Below are 18,008 nucleotides of genomic sequence, written 5' to 3'. Positions count from 1 at the left end.
GGAAGATGCTTTTTGCATCTTTTTTTTGTATGGAATCTTTTCTTTATTTTACAAAATATGCTATAATGTGGAAGTTATAAAGGAGGAATATTATGAAGCAAAAATATTCACCAATGATGATGCAATACTTGGAAATTAAAGAACAAAATCAAGATGCTATAGTGATGTTTCGTTTAGGTGATTTCTATGAAATGTTTTTTGATGATGCTATTGTTGTATCTAAAGCATTGGATTTAGCTTTGACTGGAAAAAATGCTGGGGTTAAAGAAAGAGTTCCTATGTGTGGAGTTCCTTTTCACTCAGTCAGTGGCTATATTCAAAAACTTATTGATTTAGGACATAAAGTAGCAATTGTAGAACAATTATCTGAACCTGGAAAAAAAGGTATTGTCAAACGTGGCGTTGTTCAAATTATTACTCCTGGAACGATTATGGATACGTCTTTAAATGAAAAAAGAAATAATTATATTGGGGCTTTAGGTATTTTTGATTTTAACTATACTTTGGCTTATTGCGATATTTCAACAGGTGAATTCTATGTTGTCAATATTGATAAAAAGGAACATGTTCTTAAAAACTATATTGATTCTTTAGGGTTGAAAGAAATTGTTGTTCAAGATGATTGGACAATGGATGGTTTATTTATTTCACATTTTGATAATGATAAATTTAATGAAAACTATAAAAAAATCTTTGATTCAATAACTGATCTCAAACAAATCAAAATATGTTCTTTATTATTAAATTATATGTTGGATACTCAAAAAAGAGAGTTAGAACATATACAAAAAATTCAGGAAGTAAAAACTGAAGATTATATTTATATGGATTCTTATACAAAGAAGTCATTAGAATTAATAAAGAATTTAAATAATGAAAGTTATGGGACTTTGCAATGGTTATTAGATGATACAAAATCAGCAATGGGTGGTCGTTTATTAAGACAGTGGATTGAAAGACCGTTGGTTAATCAGGAAAAAATTGAAAAACGTATGGATATCATTGAAATATTGATTGATAATTTCATTGAACGTGAAACTATTAAAGATATTATTAATGATGTATATGATTTGGAGAAATTAGCTGGACGTATTGCTTTTGGAAATGTTAACGCCAGAGATCTAAAATGGATTGCTTCTTCTTTAAAGGTGATCCCAGAATTGAAGCATCAGCTTTTATCATTAGATCATCCTTATACGCATGAATTGGCGAATCAACTCATAGATTTATCACATTTAACCCAGACCATTGATGAGGCCATTATTGATAATCCTCCATTGACATTAAAAGAAGGTGGATTGATTCGCTCAGGTTATAATCAGGAATTAGATGAATTGAGATATATTCGTGAAAATGGAAAACAATGGTTAAGTGAATTTGAAGCTAAAGAAAGAGAAAAAACAGGCATCAAAGGCTTAAAAATAGGTTATAATCGTGTTTTTGGTTATTATATTGAAGTCACAAAAAGTTATTTACCAATGATTAAAGATGAGTTTGAATATACACGTAAACAAAGTATTTCTAATGCTGAACGTTTTGTGACACCAGAGCTTAAAGAAATGGAAGCTAAGATTTTAAGTGCTAATGATAAAATTGTTGCGCTAGAATATGAAATTTTTGTACAAATGCGAGAATATATTAAAAAAGATGTCCATTTGATCCAAGATGTTGCCGCAGTAATTGCACAAATTGATGTCTATCAATCCTTGGCCTCAAAAGCAAGTGCATATGGATATGTCAGACCAACTTTTAATCAAAATCATACTTTAAATATTATCAATGGCAGACATGCAGTGATAGAACAAGTTATCTCTCGACAAAACTATGTACCTAATGATATTCATATTCCTGAAGATCAATCTATTCTATTGATTACAGGACCTAATATGGGTGGTAAATCTACGTATATGCGACAAATTGCATTAAGTGTGATTATGGCACAAATTGGTTCTTTTGTTCCAGCAGATGAAGCGAATATGCCTATCTTTGATCAAATTTTTACCCGTATTGGTGCTAGTGATGATTTGATTTCTGGACAATCAACTTTCATGGTAGAAATGCTTGAAGCAAATAATGCTTTACGTTATGCAACCAAAGATTCATTAATTATTTTTGATGAAATTGGTCGTGGGACAGCAACTTTTGATGGTATGGCCATTGCCCAATCCATTATTGAATACATTGCAACATCTATACAATGTATAACTCTGTTTTCAACACATTATCATGAACTGACAATGATGGATGCATCTTTCCATATTCAAAATGTACATGCCAGTGCTTCAATAGAAGATGATCATATTGTTTTCCTTTATAAGATTAAACCAGGGAAAAGTCATCGTTCTTATGGTATTAATGTTGCTCAATTAGCGAAGTTACCAGAAGAAGTTATCCAACGCTCTCAAGTGATTTTAGAATCTTTAGAAAATAATAATATTGAAAAAGTTATTAGTGAAAAACAAGAACCTCAAATGATTACAAAAGAAAGTGCAGTGGAAAAAGCTTTAGAACGTATTGATCCAATGTCATTATCTCCATTAGATGCTTTAAGTACATTAATTGAATTAAAAAAATTATTATAGTGAGGTGAGAAAATGGGGAAAATCAGACAATTAGATGATATTCTTTCTAATAAAATTGCGGCTGGGGAAGTTGTAGAAAGACCATCAAGTGTCGTCAAAGAACTGGTTGAAAATAGTATTGATGCCGGTGCTTCAAAAATTGATATATTCATTGAAGATGGTGGTATGCAAAAAATAAAAGTTTGTGATAACGGAGAAGGCATGGAAGCAGTGGATGCACGTTTGTGTTTTTCTAGGCATGCGACAAGTAAAATTAAGGATGATCGAGATTTATTCAATATTATGACATTAGGTTTTAGAGGAGAAGCTATTCCTTCTATCGCCTCAGTCAGTCGCTTTGATTTAAGAACTTCAACGGGCTTGCAGGGAACATCTATTGTTTATGAATTTGGTAAGTATCAGCAAGAGGAAGTTTGCGACTTGCCTAAAGGGACACAAATCACTGTTACGAAACTCTTTCAAAATGTTCCTGCCAGATTAAAATATTTAAAATCTGTTAACAGTGAATTTGCGGCTATTCATCAATATGTAGAACGTATGGCATTGGCTTATCCTCAAATAGCTTTTCATCTTTATCATAATGATAAGGCTATTTTTCAAACGAATGGAAAAGGACAGCTCTTAGAGGTCATTGCTAATATGTATGGAATTGCAACAGCTAAAAATATGTTGCCATTGCATCTGCAGACTGATGAATTTCAAATAGATGGATATATCAGTAAAATAGATACATCACGTGCATCTAAAGCTAATATTATTACTTTGGTTAATCATCGTTATGTTAAAAATGTCATGAGTATAGATGCTATTAATAATGCCTATCGTTCTTATTTGGCTGATAATCGTTACCCTATTGCTGTTGTCAATATTGAAGTTGATCCTTATTTGGTTGATGTCAATGTTCATCCATCTAAATTAGAAGTTCGTTTTTCTAAAGAATATGAATTAAGAGATTTAATTTATAATGGTGTCAGTGAAACATTGAGACAGGTCGATTTAACATATGAAGCTAAAAATAAGCAAACAGAACGAGAAACTTTCAAACCACAATTAGATCAAATGACATTGTCAATTTCAGAAGAACCGCCAATTCAAGAAACACCTTTATGGACTCAGTCAGCTGTTTTAAAAGACAATCATAGTGTTGAAGAACCTGTTTTGACATATCAAAGTCAAGAGGTACAACAGGATGTTATCATACCTGAAAATCCACAACCTGTGATGAAGGAAGAAAAAATAAAACCTATAAAGGAAAAAATATATGCGAAAGTACAGATTCATGGAACTTATTTGGTTGGTGAAAATGAAAAAGGAATGTATCTGGTTGATCAGCATGCTGCTCAGGAAAGAATTAATTATGAATATTATAAAGATAAATTTGCCAATCTTGATTTGACAATGCAACCATTGATTGTTCCATTACAATTTGAATATCCAATGAGTGAATTTCTTATTTTAGAAGAAAGAAAAGAGATGCTAGAAAAAGTAGGTATTCATTTAGAAGTATTTGGGCAACATGGTTATATTGTAAGAAGTTTACCACTGTGGATGAAAAAAATTGATGAGAATGTATTTGTAGATGAAATGATTCAAGAAGTTTTGCATAAAAATCATTTAGATGTTGTTGCCTTGCAAGATCATGCGATTGCAACACTTAGCTGTAAAGCATCATTAAAAGCGAATACGTATTTATCACAAGCGGATATGCAGACTATTTTTGATAATCTTATGCGATGTGATAATCCATATGTTTGTCCACATGGTAGACCAACAATTATTTTTTACAGTAGTTATGAATTAGAAAAATTATTTAAGAGGGTGGTTTAATGCGTAAAAGTATTTTTCGTTTAGTCTTAGAATTTCTTTTAGGTGGTGCTGTTATTATGCTTACAACCTATCTATTTCCAGAAGTGTATGTGAAAAACTTTGGTGTTGCTTGTTTGATTGCTATTGTTTTAGCTTTGTTAAATACGTTTATTAAACCTCTATTAACTTTTATAGCTTTTCCTATCACATTATTAACTTTAGGATTGTTTCAGTTGATTATTAATGGTTTTGTATTAGAAATAGCTGAAATGATTTTGGCTCCAGATTTTTATATTCCTTCTTTTGGTCTCACAATTATTATATCGGTTATTATCTCTATTTTATATAGTTTACTGGGAATTGGTAAAATCAATGAATAAAGTGATTGTTGTTGTAGGACCAACAGGTGTAGGAAAAACAAGAATGGGAGTTGCTTTAGCAAAATATTTCAATGGTGAAGTGATTAGTGGAGATTCCATGCAAATCTATAAAGGAATGGATATTGGTACGGCTAAAGTGACTCATGAAGAAATGCAGGGAATTGTTCATCATTGTATTGATATGTTAGAGCCGGATGCTTATTATAGTGTGAAAGATTTTCAAACTCAGGTTAGAAAAACGATTGATGAAATTGTCCAAAGAGGAAAAATGCCTATTATTGTTGGGGGGACTGGTCTTTATATTAAAGCGGCCTTATATGATTATACTTTTAATGATACAGAAGACCATCATGAATTCTTTAGAAAAAAATATGCTCATTATAGTCACGAAGAACTCTATGAATATTTAAAATCAATAGATCCTAAGAGTGCTATGGAGCTTCATCCACATAATCGTCAACGTGTTTTACGTGCTATTGAAATATATGAGCAGACTGGTCAAAGAAAAAGTGAAATTATTGATGCTCAACAACATATTTGTTTATATGATGCCTATTTTGTTGGCTTGACTATGGAAAGAGAAAGCCTATATGAAAGAATTAATCAACGTGTTGAATCTATGAAGCAACAAGGATTAGAACAGGAAGTTTATCAATTATATCAAACTGGATTGACAAGGGAAAATCAAAGTATGAAAGGTATTGGATATAAAGAATGGTTTGATTATTTTGATCAATTGATTAGTCGTGAGGAAGTGTATGAAAATATCAAAAAACATTCACGACAATATGCCAAAAGGCAATATACATGGTTTAGAAACCAATTTCCTGTTCACTGGTATGATGTGGATTTAGATTGTTTTGATCATACGATTCAATCAGTGTGTGAACAAATCAATAAATGGACTCTTGTATGAGTCCATCTTTTTATATGATAAATATGATATAAGGAAAAAGTAAGCATTGATAGATAACTTTTTAAAACATGAAATCTATCATATGATAGAGTTTCTTTGTTTTTGAAAAATGAAAATGATAAAAAATGTACAATTTTATGAGAATAAAATTGTACATTGTTAAGTTTGTATTTGATATAGGATTGTTGATGATAAGGTTTTATGCTTTTATTCAATGGATTGAATAAGAAAGTTATCATGATCATTTTGATGCAATATTTCATCGTTTGTATTTGATTGGCGATATTGTAGAGGTGTTAAACCAAGAGTTTTTTTAAAAATTTGCGCAAAATAAGATTGAGAAGAAAATCCAACTGCTTCAGATATTTCTGAGATAGATAGACTGGATGTTCTTAAAAGTGATTGACATTCTTTAATGCGTCGTTCAATAAGATATTGAATAGGTGAAATATGCATGTATTTTTTAAACTCATGAGACATGTAATATTTATTCATTTTCATATATTGAGCAAGAGATTCAAGTGTTATATTATTTGCATAATTTTGATCAATATATTGACAAATCATTTTTATTTCACGTCTTATAGGTAATGAAGATTGATGCGACTGAAGTTGAATGTTGAGCTTTCTAATGATTTTAAGTAATAAAAGTTCTAATAGTTTTTGACAGACAGTATCATATCCTATTTCTTTATTTTTACTTTCAACTAATAGATGCGAAAAATAATAACGAATATCACCACTATCCTTATTAAAGTTTTGATAAATAAAATGTGGATTGATTTCATCTATTTGAAATAATAAGTCTTTTACACCTAATACAACATATTCCAAAGGTTTATCTTCTTGCGAATTCTCATAATGGTACACATTAGGAGAAACAACAATGAGATCATTTTCTTTAATGGGAAAGGTTTTATTTTCAACAGTGAATTTGCCTCTTCCATTCAAAACAAAAAAAATTTCTGTAAAAGGGTGAAAATGTTTTAAAGATTTCCAATCACTTCCGTATTTAGAATGCGAAATATACATTAATTGTGATTTATGGTCAAAAAATTGATCATCAACGATATTGATACGATTACTGCTCATATTATATTCCTCTCTTTAGCTTCCTTTTTAATTATATCGCATTTTTAAATAATAGCAAGATATATAAAAAAATAAACAATTTCGATATAGATAAAACGCTTACATTTATATATATTGTTATTAGAAAGATATCATGGAGGAGGAAAATAACAGATGAAAATGAAAAGAATGTTATCTTTAGGTCTTTCATTATTAATGTGTGCGACATTAATTACAGGCTGCAGTAATAATAGTAGTACATCTAGTAATGAAAGTAAAACTTTAAAAATCGCCGGATTAGATGGTGGTTATGGAACAAAAGGTTGGGAAGAAGTTATTAAAAAGTTTGAAGAAAAAACAGGTGTTAAAGTAGAATCTACATTTGATAAAAAAATTAGTGATGTTTTAAGACCAAAAATGACTTCTGGAAAAGATGTTCCTGATATTATTTACTTAAGTGTTGGAGCAACTGGGGGATTAACTGATACACTTATTAAAGAAAAACAAATTGCTGATATTTCTGCGTTATTGGATGAAACAGTTCCAGGTGAAGACGTGAAAGTGAAAGATAAAGTTTTAACATCATTTGTTGAAGGAGCAACTGCTGATCCTTATGGTGATGGAACTTTACGTTTAGCACCACTTAATAATGCACCTTGTGGATTATTTTATAATGCTGGATTATTTAAAGAAAAAGGTTGGGAAGTACCAACTGATTGGGATGGAATGTTTGAATTAGGAGAAAAAGCAAAGAAAGAAGGAATTTACTTATTTACTTATCCAACTGCTGGATATTTTGATGCGTTCTTTACTTCTTTATTAAATGCAACTGCTGGTCCTGAAGTTTATGCTAAATTAATTGCTTATGATACAGAAGCATGGAAACTTCCTGAAGTTAAAGAAGCATTTGAAATTGTTGGAAAATTAAAAGATTATACATTACCTACAACAGTAGCAAATGCTAATGGTGATAATTTTGTTAAAAATCAACAAGCCGTTATTGATGGAGATGCATTATTTATTCCTAATGGAACTTGGTTACCTGGTGAAATGGCAGCAACGACACCTGAAGGTTTCGAATGGGGTATGACTGGAATTCCAGCTGCTAAAGCTGGTGGAGATTCTTATTCAACAAACTTTGTTGAACAAATGTATGTTCCTGAAAAAGCTGAAAACAAAGATCTTGCATTACAATTCTTAGCTTATTGTTATAGTGATGAAGCAGCAGACTTATTCTATAAATATGGTGCTTTAGATGAAGAAGCAATGAAAAAGAATGATGATGGTAAAGAAGTTTATAAAGCAGGATATTTAATTCCTATTAAAGGTTCTGAAAAGAGAGTAGCTGAATCAGATACATTTATGTATACATTATCTGAAAAAGGTATAAAAACAAATAGTGCAACATTCATGGCTGCTGAAGCTGTTGAAGGTGTGACTTTAACAGGTGAAACTGGTATTTTATTTGGATCAGTTAACTCTGTAATGAACGGAGATAAATCTGTTGATCAATGGTATCAAGAATCTGTTGATGCAGTTGCAAAAATCGCAGAAGCAAATGCAAAAGCAGACAAATAGTCAAAAAATATAGAAGGTAGGCGTTGGGAAAATCGCCTACCTTTTAAAGGAGGTATTTTATGAATAAAACTAAGGAAAAAAGACGTTTTGTGATTTTATGTCTTGCTCCAGCAGTTATTTTATTTGCTATATTTATGATTTATCCTACAATCAATGTCTTTTTAATGTCAACATTAAAATGGGGTGGATTTTCAGACATCAAAGAATTTGTCGGAATTAATAATTTTGTCATTTTATTTCAAGATATGAATTTTATTCGTGCGTTCCAAAATACAATATTTGTCATTGTCGTTGTGACAGTTTTTACTCTTGCTTTAGCCATTTTATTTGCTGCCATTTTGGTAAGAGAGAAATTGAAAGGTCAGAATTTCTTTAGGATTATTTTCTATATTCCTAATATATTATCTATTGTCGTTATTGGGGCCATTTTTAGTGCTATCTATGACCCTTCAACAAATGGATTATTGAATAGCTTTCTGAGTCTGTTTCATGGAGATGGTTGGATTGGTGTCCAATTTTTAGGTAATCAGTCTATTGTTATGTATTCCATTGCTTTTGCTTTAATATGGCAGGCTATAGGTTATTATATGGTTATGTATATGGCAAGTATGTCATCCATTCCAGCCCATTATTATGAAGCTGCTGAATTGGATGGATGTGGTAAAATCAAACAATTCTTTATGATTACGCTTCCTTTGATTTGGACAAATATTCGTACAACATTAACATTTTTCGTTATTAGTACAATTAACTTGAGTTTTTTACTTGTGCAAGTTATGACAACTGGAGGACCAGATGGAGCAAGTCGTGTTTTATTATTCTATCTTTACGATCAAGCATACAATAATGCAAGTTATGGATATGGTATGGCCATTGGGGCTATAACATTCTTATTTTCTTTCTTATTAAGTGCTACGATTAATAAGATAACTGAACGTGATGAATTGGAATACTAGGGAGGTAGACATATGAAAAAAATGAGTACAGAAAAGTTATATAAAATATTTGTCTATGTAGCATTGATTTCTTTGGCTATTTCTATTATTGTTCCTGTTGCCTGGGTGTTTGTTTCTTCATTAAAAACAAATGCAGAGTTTCAAGGGAGTCCATGGACGTTACCAATGAGTTTTTATTTTCAAAACTTTATTGATGCTTTTGAAAAAGCACATATGGCTGAATATTTATTGAATTCTGTGATCGTAACAGCATTAGGTTTAATTTTACTGGTTATCATTGCTTTACCGGCTTCTTATGTTCTAGCAAGATTTGACTTTGCTGGTAAGAAAATTATTAATACTTTATTTATGGCAGGACTTTTTATTAATGTTAACTATATTGTGGTGCCTATTTTCTTGATGTTATTAGATTGGGATGATGTGATTTATAATTTATTTGGTCAAACTTTCTTTTTGGATAACATATTTGTTTTAGCAGTTGTTTATGCTTCTACAGCTTTACCATTTACTATCTATTTATTAAGTGGTTATTTTAAAACATTACCAAAAGCTTATGAAGAAGCAGCATTTATTGATGGATGTGGTTATTTTAAAACTTTAATTAAAGTTATGGCTCCAATGGCTAAACCAAGTATTATTACTGTTATTCTATTTAACTTTTTAGCTTTTTGGAATGAATATATCATCGCTTTAACATTAATGCCTGGGGCTTCAAAAACTTTACCAGTAGGTTTAGTCACTTTATCTAAAGGACAGATGGCGGCTGCCAATTATGGACAATTATATGCGGGTCTTGTGATTGTCATGTTGCCTACATTAATATTATATATCTTAGTTCAAAAGAAATTAACGCAAGGTATGACGCTTGGCGGATTAAAAGATTAGAGGTGTGAAAGTATGAGTCAAATAACAAAAAATATTATCGCAATTGTTTGTTTTGTTGTTTCCTTTGTTTTAGTCTGTTATGGTCAAAGTCTGGTGGGATATACAGGTTTAGTTTTAGAGTTGATTGGTTTAGCAGGACTATTGATCTTGCTGTATATGTACAATAAAAAATATAAGTAGGAGGAATTATATGGCAACACTATCTTTAAAACATATTGATAAAATATATGATAATCAGGTACAGGCGGTTTTTGATTTTAACTTAGATATTGCCGATAAAGAATTTATTGTTTTTGTAGGACCATCTGGATGTGGAAAATCTACAACATTAAGAATGATTGCAGGATTAGAAGATATTTCTTCTGGAGAACTTTATATTGATGGTCAATTGATGAATGATGTAGCACCTAAAAATCGTGATATAGCAATGGTGTTTCAGTCTTATGCATTATACCCTCATATGACTGTTTATGATAATATAGCATTTGGATTAAAAATTGCAAAAGTTCCTAAGGATGAAATAGATAGACGTGTAAGAGCAGTAGCAAAAGCGATTGATATCGAACAATATCTAGATCGAAAACCAAAAGCATTATCTGGTGGACAAAGACAGCGTGTAGCATTGGGAAGAGCAATTGTTCGTGAACCAAAAGTCTTTTTAATGGATGAACCATTAAGCAATCTTGATGCAAAATTAAGAGTACAGATGAGAGTTGAAATTTTAAAAATTTATCAACAATTAGGAACAACTTTTATTTATGTCACACATGATCAAACTGAAGCGATGACAATGGGAACAAGAATTGTTGTTATGAAAGATGGTCGCATTCAGCAGGTTGCTGCCCCAACATTTTTATATGAACATCCAATTAATAAATTTGTAGCTGGATTTATTGGAAGTCCGCAAATGAATTTTAGAGATGGAAAAATCGTTGAAAGAGAAGGCAAAATGTATATTGAACTTTCAGATATCAGTTTGGAAATTCCTGAAGATAAAGGAACAATATTAAAAGAAAAAGGATATATAGGTAAGGTTGTCACAATGGGCATTCGTCCAGAAGATATATCAACACATCCTCATTATATCATGTCACATCCTGAATCATCATTTCAAAGTGAAATAGATGTTGTAGAATTAATGGGTGCAGAAAGCTATATTCATATGACAAAAGATAATCAGCCATTTGTGGTGAAAGTTTTTGGAAGTACCGCTTTAAGAACTGGGGATCAGGGATCATTTACATATTTGATGAATAAAGCACATTTCTTTGATAAAGAGAGTGAATTAAATATATTAGAAAATGGAGAAAAAGAATCATGAAAAATTATGGACGACTTACACTCCCTACTGATTTAGATGTTATTGATGAAACAATAGCACTTAAAGAAAGTCTAGGAGCTGATGCAATTAGAGATTGTGATGGAACGCAAATGCCACAAGAATTGTTGGATATGGATGCAAAGGTTTATGCTACTTATTATACAACAAGAAAAGATAATGAATGGGCACTTGCGAATCCTGAAGAAATTCAACAAGAGTATCTTATAACAGATCGTTATACAGCAAAACAGTCATCTTTAACAATTACTTTAATGAAAGGATTCCATACTGAACAGTTAAAGCCTAATTTTATTGATGACCCAAAAGTTTGGTGGGAAGTTATTGATCGTACGACAGGAGAAGTTGTTTCACCTGATTGTTGGGAATACGATCAAGATCAAGGAACTGTTACAATACAAACAATCCCATATCATGTATATACAGTCAGTTTTTTAGCATTTTTAATTTGGGATCCTGTTCATATGTATAATTTTATAACAAATGACTGGAAAGATGCCCCACATCAATTGACATATGATGTGAGACAACCGAAAACACAAAAATATGTAAAAGAGAAATTGAAAAAATTCTGTGAAGATCATCCTCAAGTTGATGTTATTCGTTTTACAACTTTTTTCCATCAATTTACTTTAACTTTTGATGAACAAAAAAGAGAAAAATTTGTTGAATGGTTTGGGTATAGTGCTAGTGTTTCACCTTATATTTTAAGAAAATTTGAAAAATGGGCAGGGTATAAATTTAGACCTGAATTTATTGTTGATCAGGGATATCATAATTCATTGTTTAGAGTTCCATCAAAAGAATTTAAGGATTTTATTGAGTTTCAACAGCAGGAAGTTTGTCAACTGGCTAAAGAACTTGTAGATATTGTTCATAGTTATGGAAAAGAAGCTATGATGTTTTTAGGAGATCATTGGATTGGGACAGAACCATATGGTCCTTATTTTGAATCAATAGGACTTGATGCTGTTGTAGGCTCTGTAGGTGATGGAGTAACGATGAGGATGATTTCGGATATTAAAGGTGTTAAATACACTGAAGGACGTTTACTTCCATACTTTTTCCCAGATGTTTTCTGTGAAGGTGGCGATCCTATTGGAGAAGCTCATAATAATTGGCTGAAAGCACGTCGTGCTATTTTACGTAGTCCATTAGATCGTATTGGTTATGGAGGATATTTAAAGCTGGCGTTAGAATGGCCTGGATTTATTGATACAATTAAACATGTTGTAGATGAATTTAGAGAAATTCATCAGACTATTCAGGGAACTCAAGCATATGTATCTCCATTTAAGGTCGCTATTTTAAATTGCTGGGGAGCATGTAGAAAATGGATGAATAATCAAGTTCATCACTCAATTTGGTATCGAGAAATTTATTCTTATGTAGGAATTATTGAATGTTTAAGTGGTATGCCAATTGATATTGAATTTATTAATTTTGAAGATGTAAAAAAGGGTGCATTAGATCAATATAAAGTTATTATTAATGCAGGAGCACAATATACTTCATGGTCAGGAGCTGAGAACTGGATTGATGAAGAAGTTGTTACACGTATTAGAAAATGGGTAGATCAAGGTGGTGGATTTATCGGTGTCGGTGATCCAACAGCTTATCAATATCAGGGACAATTTTTCCAATTGAGTGATGTTTTAGGTGTTGATAAAGAAGTTGGTTTTACTTTGAGTCATGACAAATATAATCAAGTGAATTCAAATCATTTCCTATTAGAAGATATTGATGAAGAAATTGATTTTGGAGAAGGAATGGATGGAATTTATGCTCATGGTGAAAATTATCAAATTTTGAGTCAACATCATGGTTATGCACAGCTCGTTACTAATATTTACGGAAAAGGACGAAGTGTCTATTTTGCTGGATTGCCTTATTCACCACAAAATTGTCGTTTATTATTACGTGCTATTTATTGGGCTGCTGGTAAAGAGAGTGAAATGAAGAAATTTTATGTAAGTAATGTGAATACAGAAGTCGCTGCTTTTGAAAAAGTAGGAAAAATAGCTGTTATTAACAATACAACAGATTCACTATCAACGGATTTATATATTCATGGTGAAAAAGTAGAAACATTAGATTTAGAACCAATGGAATTAAGATGGGTAGAAATTTAAGAGAGGAGAATAATACATGGAAAAACCAGTTCTTGTCATTATGGCTGCAGGATTGGGAAGTAGATATGGTGGATTGAAACAAATAGATCCTGTTGACCAAGATGGACATATTATTATTGACTTTTCTCTTTTTGATGCCAAAAGAGCAGGATTTGATACAGTTGTTTTTGTCATTAAAAAAGAAAATGAAGACATTTTCAAAAATACGATTGGTAAACGTATAGAAAATATAATGCATGTTCATTATGCTTTTCAACAGATTGATGATTTGCCAGAAGGGTATCAGGTGCCTGATGGACGTTATAAACCATGGGGAACAGCACATGCACTTTATTGTTGTCGTCAATGGATTCATGGACCTTTTGCAGTGATCAATGCGGATGATTACTATGGCTTTGAATCTTTTCAAATGATTTATAATTATTTGGCTGGTCATCAAGACGATGAATTGTATCGTTTGGCTATGGTAGGTTACTGTATTGAAAATACGCTGACTGAAAATGGAACAGTAGCACGAGGAATTTGTGAAGTTGATGAACAAAATTATTTATGTAGCATTACTGAGCGCACAAAAATTAAAGCTGATTTAAATGGTGCAATGTATCAGGAGGATGACCAATGGTTTGCAGTGCCTAAAGGAACAATTGTTTCTATGAATTTATGGGGATTTAGTCAAAAAATCATTGAAGAAATTGCTCAGGGATTTCCAACATTTTTAGATCAGAATTTAAAAGATAACCCATTGAAATGTGAATATTTTATTCCTGATGTTGTGAGTAGATTATTGCAGGAAAAAAAGGCAACTGTACAAGTTTTAAAATCACCTGCTAAATGGTATGGTGTCACATATAAAGCTGATAAGCCAGTTGTGGAAGAAGCGATTCAACGTATGAAAAAGCAGGGCTTATATCCTCAAAAGTTGTGGGGTATTTATGATGAATAATCATTTGAAAGTAAAAGAAGTCATAAATCAATTTGATTTTTCAGGCGAATTATTTACAATAGAACCATTTGGTAGTGGACATATTAATGATACTTATTTAGTTAAATTTAAAATAAAACATATGGGCATTGTTCCTGTTATTTTACAACGCATGAATACAAAAATTTTTATAAATCCTGAACAATTAATGGAAAATATTTTAAATGTTACAGCGTTTTTAAGAAAAAAAATTATTGAGAATGGTGGAGATCCAGAAAGAGAAACACTTACTGTTATTTTGGCAAAAGATGGAAAACCTTATTGTAAAGATAGTGATGGCGATTACTGGCGTGCCTATCATTTTATTGTTGGGGCAACGGGTTATGATGAAGTCAGAACAGAAGAAGACTTTTATCAAAGTGGTTTAGCTTTTGGAAAGTTTCAAAACTTACTGAGTGATTATCCTGCGAGCACTTTACATGAAACAATTGCTGATTTTCATAATACAAAAGCTAGATTTGAAGTGTTTAAAACAGCAGTAGAAGAAGATAAAATGCATCGTGCAAAAGATGTGCAAGATGAGATTCAATTTATTTTACAAAGAGAAGATATAGCAAATATATTAACAGAAATGCAAGAAAACGGGGAACTTCCATTACGTGTAACTCATAATGATACAAAATTAAATAATATTTTGATTGATGATAAGACACATGAGGGCATTTGTATAATTGATTTAGATACAGTGATGCCTGGGTTGGTTGTTAATGATTTTGGAGATTCTATTCGTTTTGGTGCAAGCACTGCTTTAGAAGATGAAAAAGATTTATCAAAAGTTGAGTGTGACATGCATTTATTTGAAGTATATACAAAAGGATTTCTTGAAGGGTGTCAAGGGAAATTAACATTATCTGAAATTAAAGCTCTTCCTATTGGGGCAAAAGTGATGACATTTGAATGTGGAATGCGCTTTTTGACTGACTATTTGCAAGGTGATACTTATTTTAAGATTCAATATCCAACACATAATTTAGTTCGTTGTCGTACTCAATTAAAACTGGTGTCAGATATGGAAAAGAAATGGGATCAGATGAATGAAATAGTAGCAAAGTATACAAATTAAGAAAATAAAAAAACATCTATTGTTTTGATTGATGATAAAACGATAGATGTTTTTATTTTTTGTTAAGTTCTTTAAGGTGATGAGTTCTTCCGTGCTTAAGTATACGACGATAGTTTTCAGCAAGTGCTTTTTCATAAGAACTTGTCATCCATGGAATATAAAATTGTTCTTTTTTGATTGGGTCAGGAAGATATTGAATATATTCCCAAAGTTCAGGACGATTATAATTATATTTTTCATCTTCTTCAAGTCCTACAGGTGTTAATCGTAAATAGTTTGGTGCTGGATAAGGATGTTTAGCTAAAGATGCTAAAGCAGCATCAATAGCCGCTTCAGATGACTTCGATTTTGGTGATAGGCATAAATCAATAATAGCGCTTGCGATAGGAATGCGTGCTTCAGGGAAGCCAATAACTTTAGCTGCCTGAAAAGCGATGACGGTACGCATGCAGGCATTTGGATTAGCTAAACCTATATCCTCATATGCTGTTGTAATAACTCTTCTTTCTAAAGATTCTATGTCACCAGCTTCTATTAATTTTCCTAGATAGTACATTGCACCATTAGGGTCACTACCACGTATAGATTTTTGTAAACCACTTAATGTATCATAATATTGATCTTCATCTTTATCAAATTGAGCATTAGCCTTAAATAAAGATTTTTGAACAGTATCTAAAGTAATAAGTGAATCCTCAGAAAGAATGGTGCTGATTTCTAAGCAGTTATAAGCATAACGAATATCACCACTACTTAATTGAGCAATATATGATAAGACACCATCTTCAACTTGATATGCATTATTCAAACCATTTTCTGCAGTTAAAGCACGGTTTAATCCAAGAATAATATCGTCTTGACTTAAAGGTTTAACTTCTACTATCTGACAACGCGAACGAATGGCAGGATTGATAGAATGATATGGATTTGCTGTTGTACATCCAGCAATAATAAGTAATCCATTTTCAATATGGGGTAAAAGGTGATCTTGTTTATCTTTATTAAGACGATGAACTTCATCAATAATGACAAAGAGTTCACCGGAAAGTTTTGCTTCTTCAATGATTATATCCATTTCTTTTTTGTTTCCAGTGGAAGCATTAAAAAGGCGATATGGAATATTTAAATCGTTAGCTAGAGCTGATGCAATTGTTGTCTTTCCGCATCCAGGTGGACCATAAAGAATAGTCGACATAGGATGTTTCTTTTTAACAAATTGAGAAAATAAAGCATTTTCTCCGACTATATGTTTTTGACCAAGAACATCTTTTAAAGATGTTGGACGCATACGATGTGCTAAAGTTGTTGCCATAAAATCTTTCCTTTTTCTATGATTTTGATATAATGATTATAGCATTTTTCAAGGTATAAGGATAGGTGAAAAATGCGAAAATGAAATTTGTTGTGGATATTGACAATAAAAATATTTTATAGAGAAATGTACTCAATTGATTTGAATTAATGCAAAATTGGGTTTTGATTATAGGGTTTGTATCTCATTAATGGAGATACAGGAAAATGGAGGATATAATGAAAGTTGTCGTTCAAAGAGTTAAAGAAAGCAGTGTTACAATTGATGGGAGTGTATATGGACAAATACAAAAAGGATTTATGGTTTTGGTAGGTTTTTGTCAAGATGATACAAAAGAAATTGTCGATAAGATTGTTGATAAGATGCTTGGCTTACGCGTTTTTGAAGATGAAAATGGGAAAATGAATCTATCTTTGCAAGATGTTTATGGGAGTATTTTATCTATTTCTCAGTTTACATTGTATGCGGATTGTAAAAAGGGAAGAAGACCTAGTTTTATTCATGCTGCAAAACCTGAATATGCTATACCATTGTATGATTATTTTAATGAAAAGATTAAAGAACACGGGATTGAGTTGCAGACAGGTGTATTTGGGGCTGATATGAAAGTTTCGCTTATTAATGATGGACCAGTAACAATTATTTTAGATAGTCAGGAAATTTGTAAGTAAATTTATATTATAAATAAGAAAATTGAATGTTTTAAAGGAAAAGACGTTTATTTTCTAAGAAAAAAGTGATGATTAAACCATCAAAAAACAAAAAAACGAAAAAAAGTAAAAAAAAGACTTGCAAAGGTAAGGGATAGATGGTATTATAGATGAGCACTCGACGAGAGGGCACAGGGACATTGAAAACTGAACAGTAAACACGTCAATAAATATAGAAAAAAAGAAAGAGTCAAGAAGACATGAAATTGTCTGAAGATAGAAAAGGACAATGGAGAGTTTGATCCTGGCTCAGGATGAACGCTGGCGGCGTGCCTAATACATGCAAGTCGGACGCA

General features: G+C 31.5%; 15 protein-coding genes and 1 rRNA gene. 14 read left to right on the top strand and 2 right to left on the bottom strand.

The annotated features are described in order from the left end of the window. The first annotated feature begins 92 nt into the window (after positions 1-92). From mutS to miaA, 4 genes are read left to right on the top strand one after another with little or no spacing between them, the layout of a single operon-like run. A complete protein-coding gene (mutS, locus tag B5G32_RS07670) occupies positions 93-2,582 on the top strand; it encodes a DNA mismatch repair protein MutS (protein ID WP_087936328.1) in 2,490 nt (829 codons plus the stop codon). A gap of 12 nt (positions 2,583-2,594) precedes the next feature. Then, complete coding sequence (gene mutL / locus B5G32_RS07665) at positions 2,595-4,409, top strand: DNA mismatch repair endonuclease MutL (protein ID WP_087936327.1); 1,815 nt, start codon at positions 2,595-2,597, stop codon at positions 4,407-4,409. Next, on the top strand, positions 4,409-4,768 hold the full coding sequence (locus B5G32_RS07660) for a phage holin family protein (RefSeq protein WP_087244209.1): 360 nt from the start codon (positions 4,409-4,411) through the stop codon (positions 4,766-4,768). The genes mutL and B5G32_RS07660 overlap by 1 nt, the downstream gene beginning before the upstream one ends. Further along, on the top strand, positions 4,761-5,684 hold the full coding sequence (gene miaA, locus B5G32_RS07655) for a tRNA (adenosine(37)-N6)-dimethylallyltransferase MiaA (RefSeq protein ID WP_087305464.1): 924 nt from the start codon (positions 4,761-4,763) through the stop codon (positions 5,682-5,684). The genes B5G32_RS07660 and miaA overlap by 8 nt, the downstream gene beginning before the upstream one ends. A 207-nt stretch (positions 5,685-5,891) precedes the next feature. On the opposite strand, the gene B5G32_RS07650 is transcribed toward miaA, so the two are convergent. Then, positions 5,892-6,776 (bottom strand): AraC family transcriptional regulator, encoded by an 885-nt coding sequence (locus B5G32_RS07650; protein WP_087936326.1) that lies wholly within the window; start codon positions 6,774-6,776, stop codon positions 5,892-5,894. Between the two features lie 153 nt (positions 6,777-6,929). Between B5G32_RS07650 and B5G32_RS07645 the strand changes: the two genes are divergently transcribed. The 8 genes from B5G32_RS07645 to B5G32_RS07615 are packed head-to-tail and all read left to right on the top strand — an operon-like array spanning position 6,930 to position 15,690. Beyond that, positions 6,930-8,333 carry a carbohydrate ABC transporter substrate-binding protein gene (locus tag B5G32_RS07645; protein WP_087244212.1) on the top strand — a complete coding sequence of 468 codons (1,404 nt, stop codon included), beginning with the start codon at positions 6,930-6,932 and terminating at the stop codon, positions 8,331-8,333. A 59-nt stretch (positions 8,334-8,392) separates the two neighbouring features. Further along, on the top strand, positions 8,393-9,289 hold the full coding sequence (locus B5G32_RS07640) for a carbohydrate ABC transporter permease (protein ID WP_087936325.1): 897 nt from the start codon (positions 8,393-8,395) through the stop codon (positions 9,287-9,289). 12 nt (positions 9,290-9,301) lie between these two features. Further along, a complete protein-coding gene (locus B5G32_RS07635) occupies positions 9,302-10,174 on the top strand; it encodes a carbohydrate ABC transporter permease (RefSeq protein WP_087244214.1) in 873 nt (290 codons plus the stop codon). A 12-nt stretch (positions 10,175-10,186) separates the two neighbouring features. Further along, the gene (locus B5G32_RS13950) at positions 10,187-10,354 is read left to right on the top strand and encodes a DUF6903 family protein (RefSeq protein ID WP_164483503.1); all 168 of its coding nucleotides are present in this window, start codon (positions 10,187-10,189) and stop codon (positions 10,352-10,354) included. Positions 10,355-10,364: 10 nt separating this feature from the next. Continuing rightward, entirely contained in the window at positions 10,365-11,495 is a 1,131-nt protein-coding gene (locus tag B5G32_RS07630) for an ABC transporter ATP-binding protein (RefSeq protein WP_087305324.1), read from the top strand. Next, positions 11,492-13,645: a 1,3-beta-galactosyl-N-acetylhexosamine phosphorylase gene (gnpA, locus tag B5G32_RS07625; RefSeq protein WP_087244216.1), complete on the top strand. Its 2,154-nt coding sequence runs from the start codon at positions 11,492-11,494 to the stop codon at positions 13,643-13,645. Before B5G32_RS07630 ends, gnpA begins: the two co-directional genes overlap by 4 nt. Positions 13,646-13,661: 16 nt before the next feature. Next, positions 13,662-14,588 (top strand): nucleotidyltransferase family protein, encoded by a 927-nt coding sequence (locus tag B5G32_RS07620; RefSeq protein ID WP_087305322.1) that lies wholly within the window; start codon positions 13,662-13,664, stop codon positions 14,586-14,588. After that, positions 14,578-15,690, top strand: a complete 1,113-nt coding sequence (locus tag B5G32_RS07615) for a phosphotransferase enzyme family protein (RefSeq protein ID WP_239386223.1) — start codon at positions 14,578-14,580, stop codon at positions 15,688-15,690. Before B5G32_RS07620 ends, B5G32_RS07615 begins: the two co-directional genes overlap by 11 nt. Positions 15,691-15,742: 52 nt before the next feature. Here the strand turns inward: B5G32_RS07615 and B5G32_RS07610 are convergent, their stop codons facing one another. Further along, on the bottom strand, positions 15,743-17,002 hold the full coding sequence (locus tag B5G32_RS07610; RefSeq protein ID WP_087298166.1) for a replication-associated recombination protein A: 1,260 nt from the start codon (positions 17,000-17,002) through the stop codon (positions 15,743-15,745). A gap of 218 nt (positions 17,003-17,220) precedes the next feature. Between B5G32_RS07610 and dtd the strand changes: the two genes are divergently transcribed. Continuing rightward, positions 17,221-17,673: a D-aminoacyl-tRNA deacylase gene (dtd, locus tag B5G32_RS07605; protein WP_087936323.1), complete on the top strand. Its 453-nt coding sequence runs from the start codon at positions 17,221-17,223 to the stop codon at positions 17,671-17,673. 265 nt (positions 17,674-17,938) lie between these two features. Next, positions 17,939-18,008 (top strand): 16S ribosomal RNA (locus B5G32_RS07600); the annotation flags it as partial.

Source organism: Massilimicrobiota sp. An80 (assembly GCF_002159255.1).
Classification (GTDB): Bacteria; Bacillota_I; Bacilli_A; order Erysipelotrichales; family Coprobacillaceae; genus Allocoprobacillus; species Allocoprobacillus merdigallinarum.
This window is presented reverse-complemented; position numbering and strand designations above follow the sequence as displayed.

Excerpts from the sequence above, each read along its gene's own strand:
- mutS (WP_087936328.1), top strand. The coding sequence starts at position 93 with ATGAAGCAAAAATATTCACCAATGATGATGCAATACTTGGAAATTAAA.
- mutL (WP_087936327.1), top strand. The coding sequence starts at position 2,595 with ATGGGGAAAATCAGACAATTAGATGATATTCTTTCTAATAAAATTGCG.
- B5G32_RS07660 (WP_087244209.1), top strand. The coding sequence starts at position 4,409 with ATGCGTAAAAGTATTTTTCGTTTAGTCTTAGAATTTCTTTTAGGTGGT.
- miaA (WP_087305464.1), top strand. The coding sequence starts at position 4,761 with ATGAATAAAGTGATTGTTGTTGTAGGACCAACAGGTGTAGGAAAAACA.
- B5G32_RS07650 (WP_087936326.1), bottom strand. The coding sequence starts at position 6,776 with ATGAGCAGTAATCGTATCAATATCGTTGATGATCAATTTTTTGACCAT.
- B5G32_RS07645 (WP_087244212.1), top strand. The coding sequence starts at position 6,930 with ATGAAAATGAAAAGAATGTTATCTTTAGGTCTTTCATTATTAATGTGT.
- B5G32_RS07640 (WP_087936325.1), top strand. The coding sequence starts at position 8,393 with ATGAATAAAACTAAGGAAAAAAGACGTTTTGTGATTTTATGTCTTGCT.
- B5G32_RS07635 (WP_087244214.1), top strand. The coding sequence starts at position 9,302 with ATGAAAAAAATGAGTACAGAAAAGTTATATAAAATATTTGTCTATGTA.
- B5G32_RS13950 (WP_164483503.1), top strand. The coding sequence starts at position 10,187 with ATGAGTCAAATAACAAAAAATATTATCGCAATTGTTTGTTTTGTTGTT.
- B5G32_RS07630 (WP_087305324.1), top strand. The coding sequence starts at position 10,365 with ATGGCAACACTATCTTTAAAACATATTGATAAAATATATGATAATCAG.
- gnpA (WP_087244216.1), top strand. The coding sequence starts at position 11,492 with ATGAAAAATTATGGACGACTTACACTCCCTACTGATTTAGATGTTATT.
- B5G32_RS07620 (WP_087305322.1), top strand. The coding sequence starts at position 13,662 with ATGGAAAAACCAGTTCTTGTCATTATGGCTGCAGGATTGGGAAGTAGA.
- B5G32_RS07615 (WP_239386223.1), top strand. The coding sequence starts at position 14,578 with ATGATGAATAATCATTTGAAAGTAAAAGAAGTCATAAATCAATTTGAT.
- B5G32_RS07610 (WP_087298166.1), bottom strand. The coding sequence starts at position 17,002 with ATGGCAACAACTTTAGCACATCGTATGCGTCCAACATCTTTAAAAGAT.
- dtd (WP_087936323.1), top strand. The coding sequence starts at position 17,221 with ATGAAAGTTGTCGTTCAAAGAGTTAAAGAAAGCAGTGTTACAATTGAT.